Annotated in this window: 16 protein-coding genes, 1 pseudogene and 1 other annotated feature; of the genes and pseudogenes, 4 read left to right on the forward strand and 13 right to left on the reverse strand. The window is 63.9% G+C overall.

Features of this window, described 5'->3' with window-relative positions; all coding sequences use genetic code 11:
- Nucleotides 1-143: 143 nt before the first annotated feature.
- The 13 genes and pseudogenes from ileS to miaB all read right to left on the reverse strand — a co-directional run bounded on the left by ileS (nucleotide 144) and on the right by miaB (nucleotide 15197).
- Entirely contained in the window at nucleotides 144-2939 is a 2796-nt protein-coding gene (gene ileS, locus B5G42_RS12175; protein ID WP_087270813.1) for an isoleucine--tRNA ligase, read from the reverse strand.
- Between the two features lie 72 nt (nucleotides 2940-3011).
- Nucleotides 3012-3230, reverse strand: a binding site (T-box leader).
- 80 nt (nucleotides 3231-3310) lie between these two features.
- Nucleotides 3311-3670 (reverse strand): VOC family protein, encoded by a 360-nt coding sequence (locus tag B5G42_RS12180; RefSeq protein ID WP_162611099.1) that lies wholly within the window; start codon nucleotides 3668-3670, stop codon nucleotides 3311-3313.
- A gap of 71 nt (nucleotides 3671-3741) precedes the next feature.
- Entirely contained in the window at nucleotides 3742-4470 is a 729-nt protein-coding gene (locus B5G42_RS12185; protein ID WP_087270819.1) for a DivIVA domain-containing protein, read from the reverse strand.
- 178 nt (nucleotides 4471-4648) lie between these two features.
- Nucleotides 4649-4738, reverse strand: a pseudogene (locus B5G42_RS18725) (cell division protein SepF); the annotation flags it as partial.
- Between the two features lie 157 nt (nucleotides 4739-4895).
- Entirely contained in the window at nucleotides 4896-5405 is a 510-nt protein-coding gene (locus B5G42_RS12195) for a cell division protein SepF (RefSeq protein WP_087188919.1), read from the reverse strand.
- 23 nt (nucleotides 5406-5428) lie between these two features.
- On the reverse strand, nucleotides 5429-6136 hold the full coding sequence (locus B5G42_RS12200; protein ID WP_087270822.1) for a YggS family pyridoxal phosphate-dependent enzyme: 708 nt from the start codon (nucleotides 6134-6136) through the stop codon (nucleotides 5429-5431).
- 78 nt (nucleotides 6137-6214) lie between these two features.
- Nucleotides 6215-7501: an HlyD family efflux transporter periplasmic adaptor subunit gene (locus tag B5G42_RS12205; RefSeq protein WP_087270824.1), complete on the reverse strand. Its 1287-nt coding sequence runs from the start codon at nucleotides 7499-7501 to the stop codon at nucleotides 6215-6217.
- A gap of 14 nt (nucleotides 7502-7515) precedes the next feature.
- On the reverse strand, nucleotides 7516-7752 hold the full coding sequence (gene hfq, locus B5G42_RS12210; protein WP_087188916.1) for an RNA chaperone Hfq: 237 nt from the start codon (nucleotides 7750-7752) through the stop codon (nucleotides 7516-7518).
- Between the two features lie 98 nt (nucleotides 7753-7850).
- Entirely contained in the window at nucleotides 7851-9965 is a 2115-nt protein-coding gene (gene mutL / locus B5G42_RS12215) for a DNA mismatch repair endonuclease MutL (RefSeq protein WP_087270827.1), read from the reverse strand.
- Nucleotides 9966-10033: 68 nt separating this feature from the next.
- Nucleotides 10034-10735, reverse strand: coding sequence for a CPBP family intramembrane glutamic endopeptidase (locus B5G42_RS12220; protein WP_087270831.1), 702 nt, complete (start codon nucleotides 10733-10735; stop codon nucleotides 10034-10036).
- Nucleotides 10736-10764: 29 nt separating this feature from the next.
- The gene (mutS, locus tag B5G42_RS12225; RefSeq protein ID WP_087270834.1) at nucleotides 10765-13362 is read right to left on the reverse strand and encodes a DNA mismatch repair protein MutS; all 2598 of its coding nucleotides are present in this window, start codon (nucleotides 13360-13362) and stop codon (nucleotides 10765-10767) included.
- Nucleotides 13363-13378: 16 nt separating this feature from the next.
- Nucleotides 13379-13729 carry a GIY-YIG nuclease family protein gene (locus B5G42_RS12230; protein ID WP_087270838.1) on the reverse strand — a complete coding sequence of 117 codons (351 nt, stop codon included), beginning with the start codon at nucleotides 13727-13729 and terminating at the stop codon, nucleotides 13379-13381.
- Between the two features lie 61 nt (nucleotides 13730-13790).
- The gene (gene miaB / locus B5G42_RS12235; protein WP_087270841.1) at nucleotides 13791-15197 is read right to left on the reverse strand and encodes a tRNA (N6-isopentenyl adenosine(37)-C2)-methylthiotransferase MiaB; all 1407 of its coding nucleotides are present in this window, start codon (nucleotides 15195-15197) and stop codon (nucleotides 13791-13793) included.
- Between the two features lie 143 nt (nucleotides 15198-15340).
- Here miaB and B5G42_RS12240 point away from each other — a divergent pair, with 143 nt between their 5' ends.
- From B5G42_RS12240 to hemZ, 4 genes are all read left to right on the forward strand, one after another.
- A complete protein-coding gene (locus B5G42_RS12240; protein WP_087270844.1) occupies nucleotides 15341-16408 on the forward strand; it encodes an alanine racemase in 1068 nt (355 codons plus the stop codon).
- Between the two features lie 20 nt (nucleotides 16409-16428).
- Nucleotides 16429-16872: a D-aminoacyl-tRNA deacylase gene (gene dtd / locus B5G42_RS12245; protein WP_087188909.1), complete on the forward strand. Its 444-nt coding sequence runs from the start codon at nucleotides 16429-16431 to the stop codon at nucleotides 16870-16872.
- A 227-nt stretch (nucleotides 16873-17099) separates the two neighbouring features.
- Complete coding sequence (locus B5G42_RS12250) at nucleotides 17100-17705, forward strand: MBL fold metallo-hydrolase (protein ID WP_087270847.1); 606 nt, start codon at nucleotides 17100-17102, stop codon at nucleotides 17703-17705.
- Nucleotides 17702-19180 carry a coproporphyrinogen dehydrogenase HemZ gene (gene hemZ / locus B5G42_RS12255; protein ID WP_087270850.1) on the forward strand — a complete coding sequence of 493 codons (1479 nt, stop codon included), beginning with the start codon at nucleotides 17702-17704 and terminating at the stop codon, nucleotides 19178-19180. The genes B5G42_RS12250 and hemZ overlap by 4 nt, the downstream gene beginning before the upstream one ends.
- Nucleotide 19181 lies beyond the last annotated feature (1 nt).

Genomic DNA, 19181 nt, shown 5'->3' on the forward strand with positions numbered 1-19181 from the left:
CCGCCCACCGGGCGGCCGTTTTTCGTGGGAATCCGTCCCTTTTGCCGGGGAAACGGATTGCCACGCCAGTGTGCGCACTGGCTCGCAATGACAGGTTTGTGCAAAACAGCTATTTTGCAACAGGCCCTTTTTCACAATATGGCTTACTCGCCCACCACAGCGGCGCAGCGGGGGCACAGTTCGGCGTGATGGCCGTCGGTGCCGATGGCGTCGTTGTGGTTCCAGCAGCGGGGGCACTTGGGGGACTCGGACAGCTTGACGGCGATGGTGCAGGGGATGAGGCACTCCTCGTTCTTCTCCCCCTCCACGCTGTCGGTGGTGACGGTGACCTTGGACACGATACACAGGGAGGCCAGGTCCACGTCCTTCAGGAAGCCGGCGTCCTCGGCAGACACGGAGACAGTCACCTCGGTGTCCTGGGCCTTCTTGAACACGCCGGCGTTGCGGGCGTTCTCCAGGGCCTTGTTGACGGCGTCACGCAGGCTGACCAGCTTGGCCCAGCGGTCCTTGGCGGCCTCGTCCAGGGCGAAGGCGGCGTTGTCCTCGGGCATATCGTTGAGCAGCACGCTCTCGGCGTCCACGCCCTTGGCGTGCTTCATGGCGTGCCAGATCTCGTCGGAGGTGAAGGCCAGGATGGGAGCCACCAGACGGGTCATGCCGTCCAGGATATAGTAGAGGGCGGTCTGGGCGGAGCGGCGCTCTTCCTCGCTGCCGCAGTACAGCCGGTCCTTGATGATGTCCAGATAGAAGTTGGACATATCCACCACGCAGAAGTTGTAGATGGCCCGGTACACGCCGTGGAACTCGTAGCGGTCGTAGGCGGCCCGGACGTTCTTCACCAGCTCGTTGAGGCAGTGGAGGGCGTAGCGGTCCAGATCCATCAGCTGTTCCACCGGCACCAGGTTGGCGTCGGGATCAAAGTCGCACAGGTTGCCCAGCATATAGCGGGCGGTGTTGCGGATCTTCAGGTAGGCCTGGGAGAGCTGCTTCATGATCTCCTTGGAGATACGCATATCCTGGGTGTAGTCGGCGGAGGCCACCCACAGGCGGAGCATATCGGCGCCGTACTCCTTGATGACTTCATCGGGGGCCACGGCGTTGCCCAGAGACTTGTGCATGGCCTTGCCCTCGCCGTCCACGGTCCAGCCGTGGGTGGCGATCTGGTGATAGGGGGCCACGCCGTTGACGGCGATGGAGGTGAGCATGGAGGACTGGAACCAGCCGCGGTACTGGTCGCCGCCCTCCAGGTACAGGTCGGCGGGATACTTCAGGTAGGGACGCTCGGCAGCCACGGCAGCCCAGGTGGAGCCGGAGTCGAACCACACGTCCATGATGTCGGTCTCCTTGGAGAAGTGGGCCTTGCCGCACTTGGGGCACACGAAGCCCTCGGGCAGCAGGTCGCGGGGCTCACGGTCGAACCACACGTTGGAGCCGTGCTCCCGGAAGAGGGCGGCCACATGGGCGATGGTCTCGGGGGTGACGATGTCGGCGCCGCAGTCGTCGCAGTAGAAGATGGGAATGGGCACGCCCCACACGCGCTGACGGGAGATGCACCAGTCGTTGCGCTCGGAGATCATGGAGATCATGCGCTCCTTGCCCCAGCCGGGGTGCCACTGGATGTCATCGCAGGCCTTGACGGCGGTGTCCTTGATGGCGTCCACGGAGCAGAACCACTGCTCGGTGGCGCGGTAGATGATGGGGTTCTTGCAGCGCCAGCAGTGGGGGTAGGAGTGGGTGATCTGCTCCTTGGCCACCAGGAAGCCTTCCTTCTCCAGGTCCTCCACCACCATGTCGTTGCCCTTGGCGTAGAACTGGCCGTTGTAGCGGCTGTCGGTCATGACGCCCTTGGCGTTCACCGGCACGGGCACGCCGATGTGGGTGAGGCCGGCCTTGTCGTACTGCTGGCAGATCTGGAAGTCCTCGGCGCCGAAGCCGGGGGCGGTGTGGACGCAGCCGGAGCCGGCGTCCAGGGTGACGTGCTCGCCGTTGAGGATGACGGACTCACGGTCGAAGAGGGGGTGGGTGGCGGTCATCAGCTCAAACTCGCTGCCCTTCAGCTCGGCCAACACCTTGCAGGCATCATAGTCGATGTGGGCGGCCTTGCACACGCTCTCAGCCAGGTCCTTGGCCAGGATATACACGTCGCCGGAGGGCACCTGGAGCAGCACGTAGTCGAAGTCGGCGTTCAGGCAGATGGCGAAGTTGCCGGGGATGGTCCAGGGGGTGGTGGTCCAGATCACGAAGTAGGTCTTGCTGAGGTCGGCGTACCGGCCCAGCTTGCCCTTGTCGTCCCGGACGGGGAATTTCACGAAGATGGTGGTACAGGGGTCGTCGGCGTACTCGATCTCGGCCTCGGCCAGAGCGGTCTGGTCGGCGGGGCACCAGTATACGGGCTTCATGCCCTTGTAGATCAGGCCCTTCTCGGCCATCTTGCCGAAGACCTCGATCTGCCTGGCCTCAAACTCGGGCAGCAGGGTGATATAGGGGTTGTCCCACTCGCCCAGCACGCCCAGGCGCTTAAACTGCTCGGTCATCTTGGCGATGTAGCTCTCGGCGTACTCCCGGCACTTGGTGCGGAACTGGGCGGTGGTCATCTCGTCCCGCTTGACCTTCTTGTCCTTGAGGACGGCGGACTCGATGGGCAGGCCGTGGGTGTCCCAGCCGGGCACATAGGGGGCGCAGAAGCCGGTCATGTTCTTGTGCTTGACGATGATGTCCTTGAGGATCTTGTTCAGGGCGGTGCCGATGTGGATGTTGCCGTTGGCGTAGGGCGGGCCGTCGTGGAGGACGAAGGTGGGCTTGCCCTCGTTGCGCCCCACCATTTTGTTGTACAGGTCGTGGTCGTACATCTCCTGGAGCATATCGGGCTCGCGCTTGGGCAGGCCTGCCCGCATGGGGAAGTCGGTCTGGGGCAGGTGGACAGTCTGGTTGTAGTCCATGATGGTTCTCCTTTTTATATTGAAAATAAATAAAAAACGGGGTTGGAGGCAAACAAAAAGCGCCTTCGTCTCTCAAGAGACAAAGGCGCACACCTCTGCGGTACCACTCTCGTTGTTCCGGGCATACCGGAACCGCTCGACAGCCTGTAACGGGGCCAGCCGGGGCCGCTTACTCCGTTCGGCGGCCATGCTCAGAGGTGATTTTCCCGGCCCGTCCTGTCCGCCTTGCACCAAAGTGGCGGCTCTCTGCGCAGGATTGGGGGCGGTACTCGTCCTCGTCACAGCATTTTACAGATGAAAATCACTGGGAGACGCCCTTTTTTGGCGTCTCCCAGTATCTTACCTGTTTGCAAGGCTTCTGTCAAGGGGTTTTACCCCTTTTGCATCAGCTGAACGGTAAGTCCGTCCGGACCGGTGAGGAAACAGAAGCGGACCCCCGGATGGGGCTCACGGATGGGGCTGGGGTTCAGCCCGGCGGCCTCCGCCCGGGCCCGCTCCCCGTCCAGGTCGGCCACGGCAAAGCCCAGGGACAGACCGGCATAGCGGACGTCAGAGTGGCCGGCGCCCTGGATCAGCTCCACAGCGGTCTCCCCCTCCCCGCCGGAGAGGAAGGCAAAGTGGGCGTCGCCCATGGAGAACCGGCGGAGGACCTTCAGCCCGGTCCAATTCTCCAGAAAGGAGACGGAAGCATCCAGATCGGTGACGTAAAGGGTGGTGTGCAGATAGTGCATGGTCATACCTCCAGATAAAAAGGAGGCGCCGTGGAAAACCGCGGCGCCTTCCGTCATGGTTTGTTTGTGGTTCAGCGGATCTCGTAGTCCTTGCCGAACTGCAGGTTGTCAAAGTCGATGCGGCGGGTGGGCTCCTCCACCACGTCGTCCTCGTCCTCCTCCACCGGATGGGCGGCGGGGGCCTTCCGGCCGCTGAGTTCCATCAGCTCGTCGTACAGGCTGCTCTCCTTGGCGCCCTCGGGGGCGGACAGGTCGGTGGTGTCCTCCTGCTCCTGCTGGATGATCCGCTCCACGTTCTCCTCGATGTCCCGGGCGGTATCCCCCACCGGGTCCACGGACACAGGGGCGGCGGCGGTCAGCTTGGACAGGCCGCTGAGGAAATCCATCTCGTGCTGATGGAGCTCCTTGAGCTTGCCCACATAGGCGGCGGTGGACTGCTGGGCGGCGGCCAGGCGCATCTGCTCGTCCCGAATGGCCTGCTGCAGCTCGGCCATACGGGCCTTGGCATCGGCTTCGGCGTTCTGCATCAGCTGGTTGCGCTTGCTCTCAGCCTCAGCCACCAGGTCGTCCGCCATCTTCTGGGCGGTCATCAGGGCCTTGCGCATGGCGTCCTCGGTGGAGCGGTACTCCTCCACCTTCTCCACCAGCACCTTCATCTTGGCCTTCAGGGTGGCGTTTTCCTTGTAGAGGGTGGTGTAATCCGCCGTCAGGATATCCAGAAATTCGTCCACCATCGACATATTATATCCGTTAAACGCCTTGGTAAAGGCGTGTTCCGAAACTTCCTGCGGCGTAAGCATAGGTTGATTCCCCCTGATTTTTTGTGTCTTAGCCCCACCCGATGCTGCGCATCGTGCGGGAACCCCGATTTTATATCTGCACGGGCGAACTGAATTCGCCCGGCATCAAGGTTTTGCTGCGCAAAACGCTTGAACGGCGTAACCGCCGCCCCACCTGCGGCGGGGCCCGGCGGCTATGTTAGAAATACAGCCCGTTGTTCTCCAGCTCGTCGATGAGATCACCCAGAATATCCACATTGTAGGGCGTGATGATGTAGGTGGAGATGGCCGCCCCACCCGATGCTGTGCATCGTGGGGGGACCCCATGATTCCATCTGCACGGGCGAAGTAAATTCGCCCGGCATCAAGGTTTTTGCTGTGCAAAAACGCTTGGGACGCCGGACTCCCGGCGGGACAACGTGGACGTTGTTCTCCTAAGACTGCTTTTAGAAATACAGCCCGTTGTTCTCCAGTTCATCGATGAGATCGCCCAGAATGTCCACGTTGTAGGGCGTGATGATGTAGGTGGAGATGGCCACCTTCTTGATCTTGCCCTCGTTGGCGTAGGCCACGCCGGACAGGAAGTCCAGCAGGCGGCGGGCGATATCCTTGTTGGTGGACTCCAGGTTGAGGACCACGGTGCGCTTCTCCCGCAGGTGGTCGGCAATCTCGCTGGCGTTCTCAAAGCGCTCGGGCTTTACCAGCACCACCTGCAGCTGGGTGGTGGTGTGGATGTTGACCACCTTGTTGCTGCGGCGCTCGTTATCCAGAGAATAGAGGCTGCCGGTGGACTCCTGAGCGGCCTGGCTCTTGGCGCTCTTGCGCTCCAGCCGGTCGCCGCCGGTGCGGTCCATCCGCTCACTGCGGGAGACAGGCTCGAAGTCGTCCTCGTAGTCGTCCTCGGGCTCGTCCTCATAGGGGCGGGCCAGCCGCCGCAGTTCATCAAACAATCCCATATTCGGTTACCTCCTGAATGATATCAAGCTTTATGCATGGGAGGGCGGGGGCCGAACAGGGCGGTGCCTACGCGCACCAGGGTGGCGCCCTCGCGGACGGCGTCCTCATAATCGCCGCTCATTCCCATAGAAAGACAGTCGATTGTGGTTCCATTATCCGACATCTTGTCTCTTATGTCAACAAAAAGCTGACGCATTTTTGCAAAAAAGGGCCGGTTTCCGTCGGGTCCCTCGGCCACCGGAGGAATGGCCATCAGTCCCCGCAGATTCACATGGGGACAGGCGGCTGCCTTCCGGGCCAGAGCGGGCAGCTCGTCGGGAGAAATTCCGCTTTTGGACTCCTCCCCGCCGATGTTGATCTCCAGCAGGATATCCTGAACCAGGTCCAGCTTGGCGGCCTGGGCCTCGATGGCGTCCAGCAGGTGCTCCGAGCCTACCGACTCGATGAGATCCACCCGGCCCACCACCTGCTTGACCTTGTTGGTTTGCAGATGGCCGATGAAATGGAGGGCGGCCCCGGCATAGGCGTCGTCATCCAGGTGGGAGGTCATCTCCTGCACCCGGTTCTCTCCGCAGATGGTGATACCGGCGGCGATAGCCTGCCGGATGGTGTCCGAGGTCTGGACCTTGGTGGCGGCCACCAGGGTGATCTCGGACGGGTCACGGCCCACTTCCCGGGCCGCGGCGGCGATGTTGGCCTTGACCTGCGCTACTTTCTCTTCCAGGGACATAATAGGCACCTCCAAAAAATACACACATAAATAAGGCAAAACCGCCTGCGCGTCTGGGGCGCAGAGGGATCGTCCAAACTAATCGATGACCTTGCCGTCATAGAGCTCGCCGGAGGAGATGATGATCTGGTCTCCCGCCCGCAGGGCCTTTTTGGCTGCCGTAGTGGTGGAGGTATCGGCAGCGGTGACCAGGATGTAGTTGTCCTCCTCGGCCAGGATGGATACCGGCTTGAACTCGGCACGCTGGCCCACCAGGGCGTACACGCCGGTGACCGATACCTGGGACTCCTCGCCGGTCTCGCTGTCGGTGACGGTCTGCTGCTCCACCCGCAGGGCCTCCTTGGGCAGGCGGATGCCCGAGGTGGTCTCAAAGACCAGCTCCACCGTCTGCCGCCGCAGCAGGGTGGTGTCGGACAGGAACTTGTCGGTGGACAGTACCACCACCACCTGCCCGTCCACCGGGTCCCCCAGCCGCTCCACCTTCATGTCCACCTCGCCGGACCAGTCCCGGGAAAAGCGGACGGTGATGCTGCGGCCCTCCACCAGCCGCTCGGCGTCCGCCTCCGGCAGGGTGCAGGCAAAGTACCAGGTGGAATTGGTGATGAGCTTGCCAATGGCGGAGGTGTCCTCCGCCGGCTTCTGGTTGGACAGGTCCTTCAGCTGGGCCGGGGTAAGGGTTTCCATCATAGCGGGGGTGATAAGGCTCTCGTATCCGTCCACCAGACCGGAGAAAATGCCCGACTGGGCGGCGGTGACCCGGCTGGTGCTCTGGGAGGCCTGGGCGGTCAAAGACTGGATCTGGGCCTTCACGTCGTCCAACGAGGCCTGGAGAGCGGCGGTGGAGTCCTCCCCCTCCGCATCAAAGGTATAGCTGCGCTTATAAATCAGGCTCTTCAGCTCCATGGTCTGGCTCTCCAGACCGGTGAGGTCGCCGGAGGCGGAAGCCCCCCGGAGATTGGCAATGGCGTCGGCCACCCGGTCGCTGAGCTGGGCGGAGTCGCCGCTGCCGCCGGTCTGGGCCAGGGCGTATTCCAGCTGCTCCTGCTCCAGCAGCAGCTGCTGGAGGGTCTCCCGCTGGGTGAGTCCGGCGTCGCTCTGGTAGAGCAGGGCCACGGTCTCACCCCGGCTTACCTTCTCCCCCTCCTCGGGGAGGACCTCCACCGTGCCGCCCTGGCCGGTGAGGACACTCTCCTCCCGGACCAGAAAGCCGGTGGCCTCCACGCTGTCGCTGACGGTGTAGGTATAGGCCAGCACCGTGGGATAGAGCTCCCGCAGGCTGCTGAAGGCGGAGACTCCGATGGAAATGAGTACCCCCGCCAGTACGAGCAGCATCACGATGCGGGAATTCAAAGAACCTTGCTTCATAGGCGCTCCTTTGGTCAGTCGCCACGCTCCTCCCGCTCCAGAGAGATGGCCCGCTCGGGCACAATGGTGGAGATGGCGTGCTTGTAGATCACCTGCTGCTTGTCCCCCGTCATAAGTACCACCACAAAGGCGTCATAGCCCACGATCTGGCCTTTCAGCTGATAGCCGTTCATCAAAAAGGTGGTGACGTTGGCCCGGGTCCGCCGGGCGCGGAGCAGGAACAGGTCTTGCAGGTTGGGTGTCTTTTGCATTTGGATGCACTCCTTTTTCTCTGAGATGCATCCAATATATACCAATTACTGGAAAGGTTTTGTCGGATTCTGGGGAAGGGACCACATTTCCCGGGGAGTTATGCCCGTCCGAACCGCTTTTCGATCTGGCTGCGGGTCAGTTCGATGGCTACCGGGCGGCCATGGGGACAATATTTCACTTCCCCCGCCATGACAGCTTTAGCCACCTTGAGCAGCTCGGCCTCCCCGTTTTTCTGGCCCCCCTTGATGGCCGCCTTGCAGGCCATGGTGTGGAGGAGGGCGTCCCGGGCGCTGTCCGGGTCGGCTGTGCCGCAGGTGATGAGCCTGCCCGCCAGCTCCAGCAGCACATCGGGGATGGCGGCGGCGTCCACGTCGTCGGGGGCGGTGCGGACGATGAGAGCTCCGCCGCCGAAGTCCTCCGCCTCAAAGCCGAAGCGCTCCAGCAGGGGCAGCTGGGAGAGCAGGGCGGCCCCTTCCTCCGCCGGAGGGGTAAAGACCACCGGGGTCAGGAGGGTCTGGACCATGGGGGTGTATCCCGCCGCCTTCAGGCGGTCGAAATTCATCCGCTCGTGGGCGGCGTGCTTGTCGATAAGGAGCACCTTGTCCCCCTGCTCCACGATGATGTAGGTGTTTAAGACCTCGCCTGCCATCCGCCAGGGGATTTCGTCGGCGCAAGCTGCGTATCCCTCGCTTTGCCGTTCACGGCAAAGCTCGCTCTCTCCGCTGCGCCTCCTCTCCCCACCGGACCCGCTGGCGCTGGGCTCCGGCGGGGGCCCCGTTTCCGGCTCGGGCTGGATGGGAGTCTGGGGTTCCACAGGGGGGATGGTGGGAACGGGTTCCTTTTCGACCACCGTAGGGGCGACCCTTGTGGTCGCCCGCGGGGTCTCGGGAGCCACCTCCACAGGCGGGGTAGTTTTGGCCGGGATGTCTGGGACAGCAGTCCTTACAGGCGGTGCGGTGGGAGCCGGAGCCGGTTTGGGCTCGGGCCGCACAGGCTGGGGCGGAGTTGTAGGGGCCACCCTTGTGGCCGCCCGCACAGGTTGAGCGGTTTGGGCAGGCCGGGCGGCAATATCGTGGAGAGGCAGAGACGGGGCGGGTTTGTCCGCCGTCTTGCGGAATTGCTCCGCCGTCATGGTGCGGAAGGTGGTCTGGTGAGGGGTCACCGTGTCCTGAGCTGCCTTGGGAGCCAGCCGGGGGATATCCGGCAGGGCGGAGGGCCGGGACCGGTCGGCCTCCAGGGTGGACTTTACGGCGTAATACACCGCGTCAAATACCTTTTTATCGCTGCCGAACTTGACCTCCTGCTTGGTGGGGTGGACGTTCACGTCCACGGCGTTGAGCCTGGTGGTCAGGTGGAGCACGCAGCCGGGGAACTTGCCCACCATCTTCTGGTTGGCATAGGCCTCCTCCAGGGCGGCCATCATGGTGCGGCTCTTTACATACCGGCCGTTGACGAAGAAGTGCTGATAGCCCCGGGTGCCCCGGCAACAGGTGGGCAGGGACACAAAGCCGGTGACCGTCATATCCTCCCCGGAGCCCTTCACCGGGGTGAAGCCCAGGGCCAGGTCCCGGCCCAGCACCGCGTACAGGGCAGACTGGAGCTTGCCGTCGCCGGGGGTGAGCAGGTCCTGCTTGCCGTCCCGGAGGAACTTGATGCTCACCTCCGGGTGGGACAGGGCCAGCCGCTGCACCATGGCGAAGCAGGCGGCGCTCTCGGCGGAGTCCTTCTTCATGAACTTGAGCCGGGCGGGGGTGTTGTAGAACAGGTCCTTCACCACCATGGTGGTGCCCTGGGGACAGCCCGCCTCCTCCTGACTTACCACCACCCCGGCCTCCAGAGAGAGGGCGGTGCCCAGGGGGGCGTCGGCGGTGCGGGTGAGCAGCTCCATCCGGGACACGGCGGAGATGGCGGCCAGAGCTTCGCCCCGGAAGCCCAGGGTGCCGATGGCCTCCAGGTCGTACTCGGTGCGCAGCTTGCTGGTGGCGTGACGGAGAAAGGCGGTGGGGGCCTCATCGGCGGCAATGCCGCAGCCGTTGTCGGTGACCCGGATCAGGGTCATGCCCCCGTGCTGGATCTCCACCGTCAGCTTGCCGGCCCCGGCGTCGATGGCGTTTTCCATCAGCTCCTTCACCACGGAGGCGGGCCGCTCCACCACCTCGCCGGCGGCGATCAGGTCGGCCACATGGGAGTCAAGTTGTTGGATGTGAGGCATAGAAATACCTGCTTTCTAAACGGAGGAATGGATGAATGCAGGGGCGGCGCACCCGGCACTCCGCGGGATCAGTGCAGCGCCCCCAGCAACGTAAACCCGTTGATGGCCATATGGAGGACGACGGCGCTCCAGATGGAGCCGCCCCGGTCATAGCACCAGGCCAGCGCCAGGGCCATGGGGGCATACTGGATCATCAGCAGCAGGTACCGCAGGTCCAGGGTCCCAAAGGCATACACAAACTGGACGGCGCAGTAGAAGGAGTAGAGGACCACCGACAGCACATAGCCCAGGGGCCGGCTGTAATTGCGGACCGAGCCGAAGAGCAGACCACGGAACAGGGGCTCCTCCACCAGGGGCATGAGCACCACCAGGATAAAGACGGTGGCGGTAGGGGCGAAGTAGTATTGCTCGGGGTAGCTGATCAGGTTGGGGTTCTGCACCGGCAGGGGGATGAGGTCCACCAGGAAGGAGAGCACCTCGGCTCCCACCAGGCCGGTGACAAAGGCGAACAGGTTCTCCGGCAGCCAGTCCAGCAGCAGCCGGAAGCCGGTTCTCAGGAAGGACCAGAACACCAGAAAGGTGAGAGAAGCAATGATGAGGTAGTACACCACGTTGGCCTCGGCCACCGGAAACTCCCCCTGATAGGAGCGCTGGACCCAGCCCATGAGCCAGGGGAAGAGAAACACATACAGGGCGAAAAAGACCCAGCCCCGGTAACATTCGGCCCGGGTGATCTGGGGCCGCCAGGGGCGGCGCCGTCCGGTGAGCATGGTGTGTTCCTCCTTTTTTGTGGTTGGTTTTATACCAGCTGCTTCAATTCAAAGAGCAGGTTCATGGCCTCGATGGGGGTGAGGGTGTTGAGATCCACCCCCTGGAGCCGCCGGACCACCTCTCCGCCCCCCATGTCCATCAGGGACATCTGGCCGGTGGCCGGAGCCGCCGGGGCCTGGGGAGCCTGGACCCCGCCGGCCTCCAGCTCTTTCAGAATGTGGCGGGCCCGGGTGATGACCTTGTCGGGCACCCCAGCCAGCTTGGCCACTTCAATGCCGTAGCTCTGGTCGGCCCCGCCGGGGACGATCTTCCGCAGGAAGAGGATGTCGTCCCCCTTCTTCTTGGCGGCGATGTTGTAGTTCTTCACCCCGGGGATAACTCCCTCCAGGGCGGTGATCTCATGGTAGTGGGTGGCAAAGAGGGTCTTGGCCCCCAGCCGCTTTTTGTCGGCGCAGTACTCCAGCACCGCACGGGCGATGGACATACCGTCGTAGGTGGAGGTGCCCCGGCCGATCTCGTCCAGGATGAGCAGGCTTTTGCTGGTGGCGTTTTTCAGCAGCTCCGCCACCTCAGTCATCTCCACCATAAAGGTGGACTGGCCGGCGCTCAGGTCGTCGCTGGCTCCGATGCGGGTGAATACCCGGTCCACGATGCCGATGCGGGCCGAGCGGGCGGGGACGAAGGAGCCCATCTGGGCCATCAGGACGATGAGGGCCACCTGCCGCATATAGGTGGACTTGCCTGCCATGTTGGGGCCGGTGATGATGGCCACCGTGTTGTCTTTTCCGTCCATCCGGGTGTCGTTGGGGACAAAGAGGGCGTTTTTCAGCATTTTTTCCACCACGGGATGGCGGCCCTCGGAGATGTCGATGGTGTCGGACAGGTCCACTTCGGGGCGGCAGTAGCCGTTCTCGGCGGCTACGGCGGCAAAGGAGGCCAGCACGTCCACCTGGGCCACGGCGGCGGCGGAGCGCTGGATGTCCCCCACCCGGGCGGCAGCTTGCTGCTGCAGGTCGCAGAACAGCTGATACTCCAGGGCGGTGACCCGGTCCTGGGCGGACAGGATCTCGTGCTCCAGGTCCTTCAGCTCCTGGGTGATGAATCGCTCACAGTTGACCAGGGTCTGCTTGCGGATGTAATCCTCGGGCACCTGATCGTAGTAGGACTTGGATACCTCGATGTAGTAACCGAATACCTTGTTGAAGCCAACTTTCAGGCTCTTGATGCCGGTCTTTTCCTTCTCCCGGGCCTCCACGGCGGCCACCAGGTCCTTGCCGTTGGTGAGGATGTCCCGCAGCCGGTCCACCTCGGGGTCGTAGCCCTCCCGGATGAAGCCGCCCTCCCGGACGGAGAAGGGGGGCTCGTCCACAATGGCGGAGCAGATCAGCTCCCGCAGGTCAGGCAGGTCGTCCAGACCGGCGGACAGGGAGGTGAGCAGGGCCCCGGAGTAGGGGGAGAGCAACTCCCGCAGACGGGGCAGCTTGCCCAGGCCGGTGGCCAGAGCCATCAGGTCCCGGCCTCCAGCGGTGCCGTACACGATGCGGCCGATGAGCCGCTCCAGGTCGGTGACCTCCCGCAGGGTGTTTTTCAGCTCGTCCCGGCCGATGGGGTCCCCCACCAGCTCCTCCACCGCCCCCAGCCGGCGGCTGATGGCGCCGGGAGAGAGGAGGGGCCGCTCCATCCAGGTGCGGATGAGCCGGTGGCCCATGGCGGTGCGGGTCTTGTCCAGCACCCACAGCAGGCTCCCCTTCTTCTCCTTGGAGCGGAGGGTCTCGGTGAGCTCCAGATTGCGCCGGGCGGTGAGGTCCAGCTCCATGAACTGGCCGGAGGTGTACCAGGTGAGGCTGGTGATGTGGGAGAGGTCGGTCTTCTGGGTCTCGTACAGGTAACTCAAAAGGCCCCCCACCGCCTGGAGGGCGTGGCCGTCCCCCTGGGGCAGCTGATCCAGGCCGCTGGTGAACTGCTCCTCCACCAGAGAGCGGGCAGCGTCGGGGCGGAAGCGGGCCTCCCCACCGTTCTCGCACCGGCAGTCCAGTTTGTTGGTGAGAAAGTCCAGCAGGGCGGCGTCGCTGTAGGCCCCGTCGGACAGCATGGCCTCCCGGGGGGCAAAGCGGCCCAGCTCGTTGCACAGATGCTCGGCAGCGTCGGGGCCGGTGAAGGAGGTAACGGAGATCTCGCCGGTGGAGATGTCGCAGAAGCACAGCCCCGCCCCGGCGGAGTCCTGGTAAATGGCGCAGATGAAGTTGTTGCGGCCCTCCTCCAGCATGGAGGAGGCGATGACGGTGCCGGGGGTGACGATGCGGATGATGTCCCGGTCCACCAGCCCCTTGGCGGCGGCGGGGTCCTCCATCTGCTCACAGATGGCTACCTTGTAGCCCTTGGCGATGAGCCGGGCGATGTAGGCGTCGGCACTGTGGTAGGGCACGCCGCACATGGGGGTGCGCTGATCCTCCGGCTTGCCCCGGTCCCGGGTGGTGAGGGTGAGATCCAGCTCCCTGGAGGCCAGCTTGGCGTCCTCCTGGAACATCTCGTAGAAGTCGCCCAGCCGGAAAAAGAGGATGCAGTCCGGGTGAAGCTCTTTCATTTTCAGATATTGGCGCATCATGGGGGTCAGCTCGGACGGCATGGCGGGCGCTCCTTTTCTAAATGATAATTGAAATGGAAAGGGACGGATTGCCGCGCCAGTGTGCGCACTGGCTCGCAATGACGGCCCTATAGTGTGGGGTACAGATCAGCCATCCGGGATTCCGGCGGTTGACCAGGGCGTTTTTTCGTTTCCTGGACCAGGATTTGATCTGCTTTTCTCGGGCAATGGCTGATTGGATGGATGGGGTGGCCTCAAAATAGACCAATTTTGTAATATCATAACGGGCGGTATAGCTGGCGGGATCGGCATGGGCGCGGTGCTGGGCGACCCGGCGGACCAGGTCCCGGGTTACCCCGGTGTAAATGGCTACATTGGTGGCGTTTGCCAGGATATAGACGTAATACATGGCTCCGTCCTCCTGCCTGTCATTGCGAGCCAGTGCGCACACTGGCGTGGCAATCCGTATTTTACTCCGCCTTCTCCCCCATCAAAGACCACTTGTTGGCCCCAGTGATCTTCACGTCCACAAACTGGCCGATGAGGGACTCGTCCCCGGTGAGGCGCACCAGCCGGTTGCCGGGGGTGCGGGCGGTGAGGCCCTTGTCGTCGGTGCCGTCCACCAGGCAGCGCACCGTCTTGCCAATGTAGGCCGCGTGCTTTTCCTCGGAGATCTGGTCCTGCCGCTCCACCAGCCGCTGGAACCAGGCCGCCTTCTCCTCCTTGGAGACGGGGTCCTCCATTTTGGCGGCGGGGGTACCCACCCGGGGGGAATAAATAAAGGTAAAGAGGGCGTCAAACCGCACCTCGTCCAGCAGGGTCATGGTCTGCTCGAACTCCTGGGCGGTTTCCCCGGGAAATCCCACGATCACGTCGGAGGTGATGACCACGTCGGGGATGGCCTCACGCAAACGGCGCACCTTGTCCAGGTAGCCCGAGCGGTCGTACACCCGGTTCATGGCTTTCAGCACCCGGTCGCTGCCCGCCTGGAAGGGCAGGTGGAAGCAGGGGGCGATCTTGGGGGAGGAGGCCATGGTGTCGAAGAGCTTCTGGGAGGCGTCCTTGGGGTGGCTGGTCATAAAGCGCAGCAGGAAGTCCCCCTCAATCTCGGAGGCCGCCTTCAGGAGGTCCGCGAAGTCCATGGGGGCGTCCAGATCCTTGCCGTAGGAGTTGACGTTCTGGCCCAGCAGGGTGATGTCCTTGTATCCCTCGGCCACCAGGCCCCGGATCTCCTCCAGAATAATCTCCGGCTGGCGGGAGCGCTCCCGGCCCCGGACGTAGGGCACGATGCAGTAGGTGCAGAAGTTGTTGCAGCCGTACATGATGGACACCCAGGCCTTCACCTTGTCCTGGCGCACCACCGGGATGCCCTCGGCGATGGAGCCGGGCTCGTCGGTGATGTCGAAAATGCGGCCCCGGCGGGTCACCAGCCGGTACAAGAGCTCCGGGAACCGCCACAGAGCGTGGGGCCCGAACACCAGGTCCACCTGCCGGTAGCTCTCCTTGATCTTCTGGGCACGGTGGGGCTCCTGGGCCATGCAGCCGCACACGCAGATAAGCTGGTTGGGCTTTGCCCGCTTGGTGTGGACCAGGGCGCCCACGTTGCCCAGCACCCGCATTTCGGCGTGTTCCCGGATGGCGCAGGTATTGATGAGGATGAGATCGGCCTCGGCCTCGCTGTTTGTAAAGTCGTAGCCCATCTCCTGCAGGTAGCCCCGCAGCCGCTCGGAGTCGGCCTCGTTCTGCTGGCAGCCGTAGGTGTCCACGAAGGCCAGCGGGGGCGTGGGACGGGCGGCGTTACGCTCATGGAGTTTCTGGCAGAAGTCCCGCTGACGCGCCACGTCGGCGGGAGAAATTTTGGTGGTCTGTCGGTTCAAAACGGTTCCTCCCGAAAAGTCTGTATCAATACTCAATCATAGCACTTTTTGCACTCAAACACAAGGCCTGTCCCCTTTTCATTGACTCAAATCGGCAGGGAGTATATAATGGAAAGGACTATCCACGGAAAGGCGGCGGAGCCATGAAAACCCTGGTCATCGAGCGGGATGCACTGAAGAATAATATCTCCGTGGTCAAGGAGCGGGCGGGGGGCGCCGTGATCTACGGCGTGGTCACCGGAGACGGCCAGGGAGCCGGTCTGGTGGAGCTGGCAAAGGCCCTCCGGGCCGAGGGCATCGGCCGCTTCGCCGTGTCCGAGGTGGCGGAGGCCGCCGCCCTGCGGAAGGCGGGCTTTGTGGAGGAGGAGATCCTCATGCTCCGCTGTACCACCGACCGGGAGGAGCTGGAGCAGCTGCTGGACCTGAACGTGATCTGCACCGTGGGCTCCCACGACAGCGGCATGGCCCTCAACGGGGTGGCAGAGGCCCGGTCCACCATTGCCGAGGCCCACATCCAGATTGACACCGGCATGGGCTTCGGGGGCTTTCTCTCCAGCGAGCCGGAGAAGATCCTGTCCACCTTCCGGGACCTGTCCAGCATCGCCGTGTCCGGGGTGTGTACCCAGCTGTACACCAAGAGCCGCAAGGGCAAGGCCCTGGCGGCCCAGGTGGAGGAGTTCACCAAAACGGTGGAGGCCATCCACGCCGCCGGATTTGAGACGGGCACCGTCCACGCCGCCGGGTCCTATGTGCTGATGCACCACCCCGCCGCCCGGCTGGGGGGCGTCCGGGCGGGCACGGTGCTCATGGGCCGGTGCCGCCGGGCCAGAGGGGACGGCCTGCGCCGGGTGGGCTACGGCGAGGTCAAGGTGGAGGAGACCCGCTGGGTGCCCAAGGGCCACATCGTGGGGGGCAACACCCCCGCGCCCCTGAAGAAGAACACCCGGGTGGCGGTGCTGCCCGTGGGGTACCAGAACGGCTTCGGCATGGGCCGCCCCTGGGCGGGAGGCCTGCTGGACGCCATTCGCCGGTGGCTCACCCAGCGGCAGATTACCGTCCGGGTCAACGGCCAGAAGGCCAGGGTCATCGGCGGCATCGGCGCCATCGAGACCATTGTGGACGTGACCGACCTGAAATGTACCGCCGGAGACAAGGCGGTGTTCGATATCGACCCCATTTTTGCCAAGGGGTTTGTCCGTGAATACCGGTAAATGAGAAAGGAATTTATACTATGCGTGCAGTTGTGACCCGCGTAAAGAACGCCTCCGTCACCATTGACGGCAAGGTGAACGGCGAGATCGGCCAGGGCTTCCTGGTGCTGCTGGGGGTGGCCCCCGGCGATACCGAGGCCCAGGCCGTCAAGATGGCCGACAAAGTGTGCGGCCTGCGTATCTTTGAGGACGAGAACGAGAAGATGAACCTGAATCTGGAGGCGGTGGGGGGCTCCCTGCTGGTGGTGAGCCAGTTCACCCTCTACGCCGACACCAAGTCCCGCCGCCCCGGCTTCTCCGGGGCCGCCAAGCCGGATATCGCCATCCCCCTGTATGAGAAGTTCATGGCCGAGTGCGCCGGCCGGGGCTTTGAGGTCCAGCACGGCGAATTCGGCGCCGATATGCAGGTTTATAGTCAGAACGACGGTCCTGTGACCATTCTGCTGGACACCGACCAGATGTAACGCCGAATTCGCCCCCGCGCTTTGCGCGTCCGAGCGTTTTGCCAAAGGCAAAACCTCGATGCCGGGCGGATTCACTCCGCCCGAGCAGATCAAAAGATGCGGGGTCCCCGCAGGGCCGTGGCCCTGTGGGGGATTCGGCGCCGATATGCAGGTTTATAGGCAGAATGACGGTCCTGTGACCATTCTGCTGGACACCGATACCATGTAAAGAAGGGGGCAGACAACCCATGAAAATTCGCGTTTTACAGGTGGGGCCCATCGGCACCAACTGCTATCTGCTGGAGGACGAGGACACCCACACCGCCGCCGTGGTGGACCCCGGCGACGAGGCCGGCCGCATCCTGGCCCAGGCCAGGGAGGATGGGGTGGAGATCCAGTCCATCCTGCTGACCCACGCCCACTATGACCACACCACCGGCGTGGCCGGGCTGCTCAAGGCCCTGCCCAACATCCCGGTGTACCTCCACCCCGCCGATATCGCCCGGCTGGGCAGCCAGGTGTTCCCCCCGCTGGGCACCGAGCCCACCCCCTATGACGACGGCGACCTGGTGAAGGTGGGAGGCATCGACGTGCAGGTGCTCCACACCCCCGGCCACACCCCCGGCGGGGTGTGCCTGATGGCGGGGGAAGCTCTTTTCACCGGCGACACCCTGTTCCAGGGCTCCATGGGCCGCACCGACCTGCCCGGAGGCAGCTATGAGGAGATCATGGCCTCCCTGGCCCGGCTGGCCAAGCTGCCCGGGGACTTCCACGTCCTCCCCGGCCACATGGATCTGTCCACCCTGGAGGCCGAGCGGAAGAGCAACTACTATATGCAGCAGGCCGCCCTATGAAGCTGTATTTTCGCGGCCACGACTACAAATATGCCGCCGAGCAAATGTTATTGACGCTTTTTCCTGACCAGCGACCGGAATACGACGACCAGCCCCCCGCTGCCGGAGAGGACCATCTGGTGCTCTCCCTGAGCCGGGGGGAGCTGTGGGCTACTGCCACCGCCAGGCTGACTTACAACGGTCAGTCATATGGGGCAAGCCGCCGGTGTAAACTGGAAGAGCTCACCGACGACCTCTCCACCAGCCGGGCCCTCCAGCGGATCTTGAAGCTGGCCTTCTACGACGCCGGGGTGGCCGCCCGGGGGAACGAGCCCCCCTGGGGGGCGTTGACCGGCGTGCGGCCGGTGAAGATCCCCACCAAGGCCATGCTGGCCGGAGCCACCCCCGCCCAGGCGGAGAAGGTACTCAAAGATACCTACCGGGTGTCCCCCCTGCGGCGGCAGCTGGCCATGGACTGCGCCCAGGCCAGCCTGGCGGCCAAGCGGAGCCTGCGGCCCGAGGAGGTGTCCCTCTATGTGGGCATCCCTTTCTGCCCCACCCGGTGCGCCTACTGCTCCTTTGTGTCCGCCGACGTGGGCCGTGCCCTCAAGCTCATCGACCCCTTCCTGGACTGCCTTTCCCGGGAAATCAAGGCCACCGGTGAGATGCTGGCGGGGGCGGGGTTGAAGGTGCGCTCGGTCTACTTCGGCGGCGGCACCCCCACCACCCTGTCGGCCCCCCAGCTGGACCGGCTCATGGGGGAGATCGCCGATTCCATCGACCTGTCCGCCTGCACCGAGTACACCGTGGAGGCGGGACGGCCCGACACCATTACCCGGGAAAAGTTGGAGGTCCTCTTCCGCCGGGGCTGCGGCCGGGTGTCGGTGAATCCCCAGACCATGCAGGACCATGTGCTGGCCGCCATGGGCCGGGCCCATCGGGGGTCGGATATCCGGAAGGCCTACGCCATGGCCCGGGACAGCGGCATCCCCTGCGTCAACATGGATCTCATCGCCGGTCTGCCCGCCGACAGCGTGGACGGCTTCCGGTCCTCCCTGGACCAGGTGCTGGCCCTGGCGCCGGAGAACATTACCGTCCACACCCTGGCCATGAAGAAGGGTTCCCGGCTGATGGAGGAGGGGAGCGGCGTACCCGCCGATGAAGAGGTGGCCGCCATGCTGGAGTACGCCTGGTCCGCCCTGCGTACAGCGGGGCAGATCCCCTATTACCTCTACCGTCAGAAGTATATGTCCGGCTCCTTTGAGAACGTGGGCTGGTGCCTGCCGGGCACCGAGAGCCTGTACAACATCTGCATGATGGAGGAGCTGCACACCATCGTCTCCCTGGGAGGCGGCGGGGTGACCAAGCTGGTCAACCCGGCCACCGGCTACATCGAGCGTGTGGCCAACCCCAAGTATCCCAAGGAGTATATCGAGAAGATCGACGCTGTCTGCGCCGGAAAGGAGCGGGTGGCCCGCTTCCACGGCGCCCTGTAAG

Origin of the sequence: Flavonifractor sp. An91, assembly GCF_002159225.1 — a bacterium.
Classification (GTDB): Bacteria; Bacillota; Clostridia; order Oscillospirales; family Oscillospiraceae; genus Flavonifractor; species Flavonifractor avicola.